This is a genomic window from Leuconostoc sp. DB-1, from assembly GCF_013414845.1.
GTDB lineage: Bacteria > Bacillota > Bacilli > Lactobacillales > Lactobacillaceae > Leuconostoc > Leuconostoc mesenteroides.
The window spans coordinates 668,994-681,349 of sequence record NZ_JABFNJ010000001.1; the positions used below are offsets into that span (position 1 = coordinate 668,994).

Here is a 12,356-nt window from a genome sequence, read left to right on the forward strand (position 1 = left end):
ACGTTTACCCAAAAAGTTTTTTAGAAACAATAAGGACGGTTAGTATGGAAAAAGTACAGTGGTGGCAGAATACTGTTGTCTACCAAATTTATCCCAGGAGCTTTCAAGATAGTAACGGAGATGGTGTGGGGGATATACCCGGCATTATTGAACGATTACCCTATTTGAAAGCTCTTGGTGTCCAAGTGATTTGGCTAAGTCCAATTTATCAGTCGCCAAATGATGATAATGGCTATGACATTAGTGATTATCGTAAAGTTTTACCGGAATTTGGAACAATGGCAGATGTTCAAGAAATGCTCGAGGTAGCACATCATTTAGGTCTAAAAATTATGATGGATTTGGTCGTCAACCATACTTCTGATGAACATCAATGGTTTAAAGAGAGTCGTAAAAACAAGGATAATCCTTATCGCAATTATTACATTTGGCGTGATCCTGTGGATGGTCACGAACCTAATAATTGGTTGTCAGACTTTGGTGGATCAGCATGGGAATTTGACAATAATACACAACAGTATTATTTGCATTTATTCTCAAAGAAGCAACCAGATCTTAATTGGGATAACCCCGATTTACGACAAGATATTTACGACACAATGAAATGGTGGTTAGATCAAGGTGTTGATGGTTTTCGCATGGATGTTATTAACCTAATTTCAAAACCATCAGATTTACCAAATGATCCAAATGTCACCTTAGAAAATCATGGCTCATCGATGGATTTTGTTGCTAATGGTCCAAATATTCATGATTGTTTACAAGAAATGAATCAAGAAGTATTGTCAAAGCATGATATCATCACTGTTGGTGAAACGCCAGGCGTATCAACAAAGGATGCAATGAAATATGCCGGATTTGATTCGCATGAGTTGCAGATGATTTTCCAGTTTGAACATACTGAGGTTGATAACAGTCAAGAGGGATTAGGCAAATGGAGTGATGAACGTTTCAAGTTGGTTGATTTAAAACGTATTTTATCCAGATGGCAAAATGAGTTGTATGGTAAGGCTTGGAACAGTCTTTATTGGAATAATCATGATCGACCAAGAGTAGTCTCACGATTTGGAAATGATTCAGATGAATATCGCGTATTGTCTGCTAAAATGTTGGCTGCAACTTTACATTTTATGCAGGGAACACCTTATATTTACCAAGGTGAAGAAATTGGTATGACCAATATTGACTTACCATCTATTAAAGACTACCGAGATATTGATACCTTGAATGCATATGATGACTTAGTTGTCCAACAAAGACGAGTTACTGCTGATAAAATGATGTCTTATGTTCATCATTCTTCAAGAGACAATGCACGAACACCAATGCAATGGGATAACACTAAAAATGCCGGATTTACTGAAAGTCACCCATGGTTAAGTGTTAATCCTAATTGCCAGACCATCAATGTGGCAGATTCATTAACTGATCAACAGTCAGTCTTTCATTTTTACCAAAAGCTCATCGCCTTAAGGCAAGAGTTATCCATTATCACGACTGGAAAGTATGAAGTGTTGGATTTAGAAGACGAATCTGTTTACGCTTACAAGCGGATTGACAAAGACACGCAATTACTGGTTATTAGCAACTTTACTGATCAAAAGCAAACACGTCATTACGATCGAACCCAATCTGCACAATTAGTTATAAGTAATTATTCAGATGATCAAGGTGACACACTCAGACCTTACGAATCAAAAGTATATTTGTTTTAATTCAATAAAATGTAAGCGGTTACTTAAATTGCTGTTATTTTAAATTTTTATATGATCACTTAATTAAGGAGAGTGAATATAATGAGTAGTAACGAACACAAAAAAGGTCAGCTTCCGATGCTGACTAGCATGCAACTGTTTTTAATGACTTTTGGTTATGCAGGCGTCCAGGTTGCCTTCTCGGTTCAAACGGGTAATATGGGAAGAATATTCCAGACCTTGGGTTCCGATCCAACGAAATTAGGATTTTTCTTCATCTTGCCCCCTTTGGCAGGTATGATCACGCAACCTTTAATTGGTCTGTTTTCTGACAAAACTTGGTTGCCTAAATTGGGTCGACGAATGCCTTATCTCATTGGTGGCTGTTTAGTATCATTGATTGTTTTACTATTATTGCCCAACACAGGTTCATTTGGTTTTGGTTATGGATCAATGACAGCCTTGTGGTTTGGTGCGGTAACAGTATTGTTCATGGACTTGTCCGCAAACGTTTCAATGCAGCCTTTTAAGATGATTATTCCTGATATGGTCAATGAAAAGCAAACCGACAAAGCCTGGAGCTTACAAAATATATGGGGAAGTTTGGGTGGCGTGATTGCCTTTGTTTTCCCATTTATCTTAACTTCGTTTGGTGTTGCTAACACTGCGGCACGTGGGGTTGTGCCTGATTCAGTTAAGATTTCATTTTATGTTGCAGCTGCAATACTATTATTGTCAACCATTTTTACCATTATAAATGTAAAAGAGTATGACCCAGAAACGCTAGCATATTACCATGGTTTCAGGTCTGATGATAAGACACATGAATCGTTTATTGATATTTTGAAACACGCGCCAAAAGTTTTTGGACCTTAGGCATTGTTGAATTCTTTGTCTGGTTTGGTATTCCATACATGTGGACTTATTCTACTGGTGCTCTGTCAGAAAATATTTGGCACGTTTCAGACCCTGCATCTGCTGGCTACCAAGCAGCAGGTAACTGGTTTGGTATTTTGCAGGCAGTGTACTCGGTTGTTGCAATAGTAGTGGGTATTTTATTTCAAAGGTTAAACGATAAAACAAGAAAAATGACGTATTTCTTAAGTTTGATAGCTGGTGGTTTAGGATTTATTATCGTAGCTTATGGTCATACTCATGTGTCGTCGTTAATTGGATTTGTACTAATCGGTATAGGTTGGATTGCATTGATTTCGATTCCATTTACTATTTTGACGAACGCATTGGATGGTAAACATGATGGCGTTTATCTAGGTTTGTTTAATTGCTTTATCTGTATCCCTCAAATTGTTGCTTCGGTAGCAAGTTTTGCTATTTTCCCAGCTGTTGGAAAATCAATGGCCCACATGTTAGCAATTGCAGGCGTCTTTCTGATGATTGGTGGTTGTTTAATTTGGATTGTTAAAGAAGAAAAACACAAGTAGATATGATACAAAAAGGAGAATGAAAAATGACAGAAGATATTAAGTGGTGGCAAAAAGCAGTTGTTTATCAGGTTTACCCACGATCGTTTCAAGATGCAAATGGAGATGGTATTGGTGATCTTCAAGGCATAGAACAAAGATTAGATTATATTAAAAAATTGGGTGCCGATGTCATTTGGCTAAATCCAATATATGCTTCACCTGACAAAGATAATGGCTACGATATCTCTGATTATGAAGATATTAATGCAAAATTTGGTACAATGCAGGACTTTGATCGATTACTTCAGAAAGCTCATGATAAAGGGATCAAAATTTTGATGGACTTGGTCGTTAATCACACATCAGACCAACACCAATGGTTCATTGAAAGCCGTTCCTCAAAGGATAATGATAAGCGTGACTTTTATATTTGGCGTGATCCAGTTGATGGACATGAGCCCAATAATTGGGGCTCCTTCTTTTCAGGGCCGGCATGGAAATTTGACGAAGAAACTGGGCAGTATTACTTACATTTGTTTGTTGAAGGACAGCCCGATTTGAATTGGGTAAATCCGGAAGTGCGCCAGGCAGTATTTGACATGATGAACTTTTGGGTTGATAAGGGAATTGATGGCTTCCGAATGGATGTTATTTCTTTGATATCAAAACCAGATGGGTTACCAGACGGTGAGGTACCTGAAGGAGGGGAGTATGGTAATTCAGATAAGGCAGTAGCTAATGGGCCCCATGTTCACGAGTATCTGCAAGAAATGCGTGAAAAAGTGCTAAAGAGAGCTGATATGATGACTGTTGGTGAAGCATCTGGTGTTGATATCAATAACGCTATCAAGTATGCAAACACAAATGAATCAGAATTAAATATGGTTTTCCAGTTTGAACATATGGGACTTGATAATAATCCAAATCCAGCTTTGGGAAAATGGTATGATCAAAAAGTTTCTCTAGTTGACCTGAAGGAAAACTTATCCAAGTGGCAAAATGATTTAGCCGGTAAAGCTTGGAATTCACTTTATTGGGATAACCATGATCAACCAAGAGCAGTAAGCCGCTATGGGGATGACCGAGCAGCGTATCGTGTGGTTTCAGCAAAGATGGTTGCGACCTTATTACACTTTATGCAAGGGACACCATATGTCTATCAGGGTGAAGAAATTGGAATGACCAATGCCTATAATTTGCAACGTGAAGATTTCGATGATGTTGAAATCAAAAATGCTTTTAAGTATTTAATTGACAAGGATCATTTGATTGACGAAGACACAATGTTGAAATACGTACATGCGAAAGGACGCGACAATGCACGAACGCCGATGCAATGGGACAGTACAGCGAATGCAGGATTTACAACAGGCACACCATGGCTCAAATTAAACGATAATTATGACACAATAAACGTTGAGCAAGCACTAGCTGACAAGAGTTCTATATTTTACTATTATCAAAAACTAATTCAATTGCGCCATGATTTGCCAATTATCACTACTGGCAAGTATCAGTTGTTGGATCCGAAAGACGAGCAAGTCTATGCGTATCGACGTGTGGGAAACAACGAACAACTGCTTGTTATCAATAACTTCACTGACAATATCGTTACACGAGATTATAGTGTACCAACAAATGCAAAAATTTTGGTTAGCAATTATGCTGATGACAAAGCGGAAACACTTCGTCCGTACGAGTCTAAAGTTTATCAGTTTGAAAAATAGTATCTTGCTTGATGACTAGCATTAAATGTTTATTGTAAACTAATTTATTTAAACTATTGTAAACGCTTTCATTTTGATATATAATAACAACATAAAGTTGGATTGTAACCACTGAATAAGTTGCGGTGGGCAAAACCAAATGATAGGGAAACTATACACCTTTCGATAATCGATGGTGATGGGGAACTATTATTTGGTTTTTTATTTTCAAAATATAGGAGTAGACCATGCTGGTAAAAAGAATTTTTAATAATAATGTTCTACTAGCTGAGAATAGCGAACAGGAATTAGTTATCGTTGGGCGCGGCGTTGGTTTCAAGCAAAAAATAGGTAATACAGTTGATTCGAGTAAAATTGAAAAAACTTATTATCCGCAAGATGAAAATTGGACGAGAATGTTTAACGAAATGGCCGATACAATTTCGTCAGATTATGTTGAAATCGCCTCACATATTATTTCAACTGCGGAAAAAAGTTTAGGCCTGTCATTTGACGGATACTTGTTAATTGGACTAGCAGATCACATACAGTTTGCGGTAGAACGCTTACAAAAAAACTTGCCCATTAAAAATGAACTATTATGGGAAACAAAACATTTTTATCCTGATGAATATCGTATTGGTGCACTCGCTGTAGCTTTTATTAATGAACAAATGGGTGTGCAATTACCTGAGGATGAGGTTGGTTTTATTGCTTTGAAGTTTGTTGAAAAGCGTGCTGGACCAAACTTCAATGAGAAAGCAACCAATATGACGCAGCTCATTGAGAGTGCATTAACATTGATTCGTCATGATTTATTACCTGATATTGATTCTTCTAATCTCAATTATCAGAGATTAATTGTTCATTTGCGTTTCTTCGTAGATCGACTATTCGTAGATCGACTATTAGATGAAAGCCATGTTCAAAAAGGTGAGAATAGTTTTGACAATGTAATGTCGCAGCATTTATCAGAAAGTCTGCAGGAGCGTTACACAAGCTCATACCAATGTGCACAACGTGTGATTAACTATTTTGAAAAACAAACCAAACAAAAAACAGGAGTCAACGAACAAGTTTACTTGACTATGCATCTGCAAAGAATTGTTGATTCTTCAATTTAAATTAGGGATTGTAACTATTTAATTAGGCAAAACCCAAAAGATATCATTTATGTGATGTTTTTTGGGTTTTTATTTTACAACATAACGAGGTAGAAAAAATGAATTATGGAGTTTTGGCTAATAATATATTGGCTGGTGTCGGCGGCAAAGATAATATCGGATCCGCTTGGCATTGCGCTACGCGTTTGCGGTTTAAGTTAAAAGATGAAAGCAAGGCAGACACTGAAAAAATAGAAAATATGGATGGTGTGATTACCGTTGTTAAATCAGCGGGTCAATACCAGGTAGTTATTGGCAACAACGTTGCACGGGTTTTTGAGCCATTGGCCGATGCAATTGGACTAGCAAGAGATGACGCTCAGAGCGATAATCAAGAAGAAAAAAAGAAAGATAATATTGTTAATCGCTTCATTGGTTTTATTTCAAGTGTTTTCACACCTTTCTTAGGGGCAATGGCCGGAACCGGTGTTTTGAAAGGCTTATTGGCACTTTTTGTGACACTCGGATGGTTGCAAGAGTCCAGTGGAACTTATCAAATTTGGTATGCCGCTGGTGATGCATTCTTCTACTTCTTACCAGTTTGGCTGGCCTTCACAGCTGCAGCGCATTTGAAAGTGAATCAATATGTTGCAGCAGCTTTGGCTGGTGCGTTACTTTATCCAAATTTGATTACATTATTAGCAGGGAGTAAGCCTGTAACATTCTTCGGTTTGACCGTTGTCGGAACAACTTACAGTTCGAGTGTTATACCAATCTTGTTAGCAGTTTGGATGTTATCTTATTTACAACCAATTTTGGATAAGTTTTTCCATGATTCTGTTCGTAATATCTTTACACCAATGGTCAGTCTGATTATTATGGTACCAGTTACATTATTGGTTGTTGGTCCATTAGGTACTAGTGTTGGAACTGTGCTATCGTCGTCAGTCGAGAGTGTTTACCGCGTGGCACCTTATGCTGCTGGTGCTGTAATGGGTGCTTTGTGGCAAGTGTTTGTTATCTTCGGCGTACATTGGACTTTCGTGCCAGTTATGACAAATAACATCAGTCAGTTAGGATATGACTACTTGCTACCAATGTTAAGTGTTGCTGTTTTAGCACAGTCGGGTGCCGCACTCGGTGTGTTCCTCAAAACAAAAGATGTTAAGATGAAATCTTTAGCAGGATCATCAGTCCTCACAGGTGTACTAGGCATTACTGAACCGGCCATTTATGGTGTTACACTTAAATTAAAGCGACCATTTATCTTTGCAACGATTGCCGGTGGTATCGGCGGTGCCATTGCTGGTGGGGGTGGCGCACATGCGAATGCTTTTACCTTACCTAGTTTATTAGCCTTACCTACGTATTTGGGTAAAGGATTTACCAGTGTGGTTATTGGTTTGGTTGTCGCCTTCATTTTGTCAGCAGTTGCTACTTATCTATTCGGTGTACCTAGCCAACCAAAAGACAGTAAAACAGACGCTAAAAACCCCGAAGAAATTCAAGATGACCTAGTCATTGCACCCGTGTCTGGCACCATTATCCCACTAGAATCAGTAAAGGACGAAGTTTTTGCCAGTGGCGCAATGGGCAAAGGTATTGCTATCGTACCTGATGATGATCAAATTGTTTCACCAATAGTAGGTACAGTAGCTGCCGTTTATCCAAGTAAACATGCAATTGGTTTAATCTCCAATGGTGGTGTAGAAGTACTAATTCATGTAGGAATTGACACCGTGCAACTGAATGGAAAGCATTTCAATCAATTAGTTGAACAAGGACAAAAGGTCTCTGTTGGTACGCCATTAATAACCTTTGACCGTCAAGCTATTCAGGAAGCTGGATATGATCCAACGGTGATGGTGATTATCACAAATACAGCAGATTACGAAATCACTGAGACGCAAGATACAGTAGCTAACCAAAATTGGTTACTACAACTGAAAGCATTATAAAAAGGAGAATAAAAATGTACAGTAAAGAATCAACCACAGGCTTTTCAAAGGACTTTTTATGGGGTGGCGCAACTGCTGCTAATCAAATTGAAGGGGCGTGGCAAGTAGATGGGAAGGGCTTAACAACAGCTGAAGTCGTACGTAAAGCTGAAGACCGACGTCACGGTTCAATGGGAGATGTTAACGCAGATACCTTACAAGAAGCTATCGCCGATCATTCGGATGTACATTATCCAAAACGTCGTGGAGTTGATTTTTATCATCACTACAAAGAAGATATTGCACTATTTGCAGAAATGGGTTTTAAAGTATTTCGACTTTCAATTGCTTGGTCACGTATTTTTCCAACTGGTTTAGAAGAAAATCCAAATGAAGCTGGGTTAGCTTTTTATGACCGAGTATTTGATGAACTAGATAAATACCATATTGAACCACTCGTGACTCTTTCACATTATGAGATGCCAATTGAACTAACGAAGCGTTACAATGGTTGGTTGGACCGTGAGGTCATCAAGGCATTCAATCACTATACAGAAACTGTTTTAAAAAAATACAAGGACCGAGTTAAGTACTGGTTGACATTCAATGAAATTAATACTAGTGCTTGGGGATTTCATGAAACTGGCGCTATGGATGGTGATTTAAGTACGCAAGAACAGTTGCAAGTGCGCTATCAGGCAGTTCATCATCAATTTGTTGCCAGCGCTATTGCGACAAAGCAATTAAAGGAAATTGCGCCCAACGCCAAAATTGGTTCAATGTTAGCTCGCATGCAAACGTATCCAGCAACAGCAAACCCGGTTGATGTGCAAGCAGCACAAGTTGAAGATCAGAAAAATTTGTTTTATACGGATGTCCAAGCACGAGGTGAATATCCAGAATACATGAATCGATATTTCAATGAAAATGGTATCGTTATTAATATGTCTGCTGATGATGAAAAAATTTTGAAACAGTATCCGGTTGATTTTATTAGTTTCAGTTATTATATGACCAACGTGACAGGAGTAGATGGTGTTGAAGACGGGATTGGTAATATGAGTTTGGGTGGTCGTAATCCCTATTTGAAGGAATCAGAATGGGGATGGCAAATCGACCCAATCGGCTTGCGAGTTTCTCTGAATGTCCTGTGGGATCGTTACCGTAAACCATTATTTATTGTTGAAAATGGCTTAGGAGCAGTTGACGAATTAACAGCAGATTACAAAGTACACGATGATTATCGTATTGACTATCTTCGTTTGCACATTGAGCAAATGAAAGAGGCTGTGATTGATGGCGTTGACTTAATGGGCTACACAATGTGGGCACCACTAGATATTATTAGTTTTAGTACTTCTGAGATGAGTAAGCGTTATGGCTTGATTTACGTAGATCAAGATGACGCAGGAAATGGCACATTAAAGCGTTACAAAAAGGATTCATTCTTCTGGTATCAAAAAGTTATTGAAAGTAACGGTAAAACATTAGAATAATAGCAAAAAGCGACACCGATAAACAGTGTCGCTTTTTAATTGAAGTAAGTTATTTAGGCTGAAATTTAACAAATATATTCAAATCTTTGAAATCATCATTATAAGTTATTTGGTCTTTTAATATTGCTTCTAAGGTAAAGTTCAGTCTATGAGCTACAGCTATACTCTTACCATTTTCACTGTCAGATTGAAGGATAATTTTATGAAAATTTAATTTTTCAAAAGCATAGTCCAACACAAGATTTACTGAGCTGGAAATGATGCCCAGACCTTGGTAATTACTCGATAACCAATAACCTAGCTCTGCTCTTTTGTTTTTCCTGTCAATATTGTGTAAGTCAATCATTCCCACGGGAGTATTATTAACGAGTATCGTCAGCATAAACAATTTTTGTTTGGCCATTTTAAGCCGAGCATAATTTAAAAATTGTGCCTCATCTTCTACGGTTTTAATATTAGGTGTCCAAGGCATCCAGCGTGATAGAGTTTCCCTGTCTTGATTAATAATACGAAATAATTCAGCAGCGTGACTGTTTTCGGGCATGACTAACTGGACTTTATAATGATCTATTACGAATTTTTGAAAAGTGAACATTTTAAACTCCTTAATACCTTTAAATTATACTCTTTCAATGAAATAGTTTGCGTTTTTTGCGAAAGTATCGTGATCATTTAATTAACAACAAGTTTGTACAGTCTAGTAATTTATGTCAATTTCAGAAGTAGATCAGCTGAATAATAAGTGTTTAATAATTTACTCGGAACTTGTTTTATGTTAATATACTTATAATTAATAAGTATATTACTTTAATAAAAAGAGGTATGTTCATGAGTAAAGTTATAAGTTTGGTTGGTCAACAGTTAGATGCGTTACTAGAAAATGAGACTAATATCGTTTCCAACCTAGCAAATGCTGCTGCCTTATTGTTTCAAAACTATGAGAATCTGAACTGGGCAGGTTTTTATATCTACAACGATGATGCTAAAGAGTTGGATTTAGGCCCATTTCAGGGTAAAGTGGCATGTATGCATATCAAGCCTGGATCAGGCGTGGTAGGGACAGTTTTTGCTAACAAAGAAAGTATTATTGTACCGAACGTACATGATTTTGCTGGCCACATTGCTTGTGATGCTGATAGTAATTCGGAATTAGTGGTACCAATATTTAAAAATGGACAAATTTATGGAATAATTGATATCGATTCGCCATTACTGAACCGCTTTGGTGAGAACGAAAAAAATGAAGTAGAAGAGCTTGCTGAAATCTTAGCAAATCATATTTAATGTCCATACTATAAATAAAAGGCAACTGAGTTGAACAGTTGCCTTTTATTTTGATAGGAATCCGTATCAGTATCTACCTATTTTTGAGGACATCTAGTACGTGGCATTTTTGGTAAATAACCAATACTAGTAAACCTCCTAGCGATCCAACTAATGCCAGAAAAAGACCTGAGCTAACTCTAGTATCCGGAACAAAATGATTGGATAATAGACTCAATCCGGTAAACAGTATTAATAACATAAATGCGCTAACATAGACGGCATTTAATACTTTTGTATTTAAAAAGTCAAGAAGTTCAAATCGATGATTAATATAACTGCCCATAATAATTGTGACAATAACCAGAGAAATAAACGTTGATAATAAAGCGCCTAGAGAGCTTGTTAAATAGATCATAATAGGCTGGCATAGGATTTTAACAGCCATGCCCCAGCCAATTGCCCTAAGTGCTATGCCAGTTTTACTGAGTCCTTGTAAAATCATGGCTAGGACAGATGTTAACCCCATGAATAGCGCAATAACCGCTGAAATTTGTACCATTGGTATATATAAGCTTTCCGCAGCATAATTTCCATAAAATAAAATGTAGACCGGTTTACTCAACGAGTAAAGTGCTGCACAAGCAGGTAAGGTAATGGCACAAAATAATACGTAAGCTTGACTAATATATTTTCTTAGTACCTCATGATTGTACCGGCTTTTCGAAATTAGAGGCAAAATAGTCGATGCAATTGAAACAGACAATGAAACCACAATAATAATTAGCTTATTACTATTAAAATTGAACAAGCCAAAAATCGTTTCAATTTTATTACTTGACAGCATAGGATTGAATTTTGACATCAGTACGTGAAAACTGAATTGATCTATCCATTGATAGGCAACTAAGAAACCACCAATGACGACGAAAGGCAAAGACTGAACAATAATATGCTTAAAATCGATGATTTCTGGTTCAGAATTTTCTTTAAGGGAATCAGCATTTAACAGCTGCTTTTTTGAAAGTGAGTTGGTGCAGAAGAGTAAGTAAAGTGTTGCAACCCAAGCGCCAATTGATGCTGCAAATGTTGAATGTACAACTACAGTTACCCAACTGCCATGCTGTAGTTGTAAAATAACATATGCAGATCCTAACATATAGGCCACACGGACGACTTGCTCAATCACGTCTGACTTGGCAATTTCTGCCATTCTTAGGTCACCCTGCAGTCGACCTCTTAAAACAGATAAAAATGGAAACACTAATACAGCTAAAGAAAGAGATCTTAGAACAGGAATCAATTTTACGTCACTGGCAGAAAGGATAGGGGCTAAGGACCATAATGCAATGCAACAAATAAATCCCGCGACCCAACTTAGTCGCGTCGCATTTTTCAAGAATTGATGCTTACTATTACCTTCAAGTCGTGCCGTAAATTTAGCAACAGCTGAAGGTAATCCAGCAGTCGATAACATTAAGAAAAATTGATATAAATTATAGCCTTTACCCATCAAAGTGTTAGCTTGGAGTGATAATGCACCTAACATCATTGTCCAAGGGATGACATACAATGCGCCTAAAACTCGCGAAGTAATATTGCCAAAAGCAAGCCATGCGGTACCATTGGTGAGTTGGTTTTGGGATAATTTTTTTAGTCTCATTTTATTATTGTAACACTGATAATTATTTCAATATATTAGTGCGTCTAAATTTGAAAAGGGATTGCATAAA

Annotated in this window: 8 protein-coding genes and 1 pseudogene; 7 read left to right on the forward strand and 2 right to left on the reverse strand. The window is 37.4% G+C overall.

Annotated features, from left to right (window positions below; genetic code table 11):
* Positions 1-44 precede the first annotated feature (44 nt).
* The 6 genes and pseudogenes from HFP47_RS03090 (at position 45) to HFP47_RS03115 (ending at position 9,360) form a co-directional block, all read left to right on the forward strand.
* Positions 45-1,715, forward strand: coding sequence for an alpha-glucosidase (locus tag HFP47_RS03090; RefSeq protein WP_179876016.1), 1,671 nt, complete (start codon positions 45-47; stop codon positions 1,713-1,715).
* A gap of 81 nt (positions 1,716-1,796) precedes the next feature.
* Positions 1,797-3,159 (forward strand): annotated as a pseudogene (locus HFP47_RS03095) (SLC45 family MFS transporter).
* Positions 3,160-3,162: 3 nt separating this feature from the next.
* On the forward strand, positions 3,163-4,845 hold the full coding sequence (locus tag HFP47_RS03100) for an alpha-glucosidase (RefSeq protein WP_042252076.1): 1,683 nt from the start codon (positions 3,163-3,165) through the stop codon (positions 4,843-4,845).
* A 227-nt stretch (positions 4,846-5,072) separates the two neighbouring features.
* On the forward strand, positions 5,073-5,948 hold the full coding sequence (locus tag HFP47_RS03105) for a PRD domain-containing protein (RefSeq protein ID WP_179876017.1): 876 nt from the start codon (positions 5,073-5,075) through the stop codon (positions 5,946-5,948).
* Between the two features lie 98 nt (positions 5,949-6,046).
* Positions 6,047-7,885, forward strand: coding sequence for a beta-glucoside-specific PTS transporter subunit IIABC (locus HFP47_RS03110; RefSeq protein WP_179876018.1), 1,839 nt, complete (start codon positions 6,047-6,049; stop codon positions 7,883-7,885).
* Between the two features lie 14 nt (positions 7,886-7,899).
* Positions 7,900-9,360, forward strand: a complete 1,461-nt coding sequence (locus HFP47_RS03115; protein ID WP_115231097.1) for a glycoside hydrolase family 1 protein — start codon at positions 7,900-7,902, stop codon at positions 9,358-9,360.
* 49 nt (positions 9,361-9,409) lie between these two features.
* On the opposite strand, the gene HFP47_RS03120 is transcribed toward HFP47_RS03115, so the two are convergent.
* Positions 9,410-9,955 carry a GNAT family N-acetyltransferase gene (locus tag HFP47_RS03120; protein ID WP_042252084.1) on the reverse strand — a complete coding sequence of 182 codons (546 nt, stop codon included), beginning with the start codon at positions 9,953-9,955 and terminating at the stop codon, positions 9,410-9,412.
* 233 nt (positions 9,956-10,188) lie between these two features.
* On the opposite strand from HFP47_RS03120, the gene HFP47_RS03125 reads away from it, so the two are divergent.
* On the forward strand, positions 10,189-10,644 hold the full coding sequence (locus HFP47_RS03125) for a GAF domain-containing protein (RefSeq protein WP_179876019.1): 456 nt from the start codon (positions 10,189-10,191) through the stop codon (positions 10,642-10,644).
* A gap of 73 nt (positions 10,645-10,717) precedes the next feature.
* Here HFP47_RS03125 and HFP47_RS03130 read toward each other — a convergent pair whose 3' ends face one another.
* Positions 10,718-12,286, reverse strand: a complete 1,569-nt coding sequence (locus HFP47_RS03130; RefSeq protein ID WP_179876020.1) for a polysaccharide biosynthesis protein — start codon at positions 12,284-12,286, stop codon at positions 10,718-10,720.
* Between the last annotated feature and the right edge of the window lie 70 nt (positions 12,287-12,356).

Coding starts and splice junctions, on each gene's coding strand:
- HFP47_RS03090 (WP_179876016.1), top strand. CDS start 45: ATGGAAAAAGTACAGTGGTGGCAGAATACTGTTGTCTACCAAATTTAT.
- HFP47_RS03100 (WP_042252076.1), top strand. CDS start 3,163: ATGACAGAAGATATTAAGTGGTGGCAAAAAGCAGTTGTTTATCAGGTT.
- HFP47_RS03105 (WP_179876017.1), top strand. CDS start 5,073: ATGCTGGTAAAAAGAATTTTTAATAATAATGTTCTACTAGCTGAGAAT.
- HFP47_RS03110 (WP_179876018.1), top strand. CDS start 6,047: ATGAATTATGGAGTTTTGGCTAATAATATATTGGCTGGTGTCGGCGGC.
- HFP47_RS03115 (WP_115231097.1), top strand. CDS start 7,900: ATGTACAGTAAAGAATCAACCACAGGCTTTTCAAAGGACTTTTTATGG.
- HFP47_RS03120 (WP_042252084.1), bottom strand. CDS start 9,955: ATGTTCACTTTTCAAAAATTCGTAATAGATCATTATAAAGTCCAGTTA.
- HFP47_RS03125 (WP_179876019.1), top strand. CDS start 10,189: ATGAGTAAAGTTATAAGTTTGGTTGGTCAACAGTTAGATGCGTTACTA.
- HFP47_RS03130 (WP_179876020.1), bottom strand. CDS start 12,286: ATGAGACTAAAAAAATTATCCCAAAACCAACTCACCAATGGTACCGCA.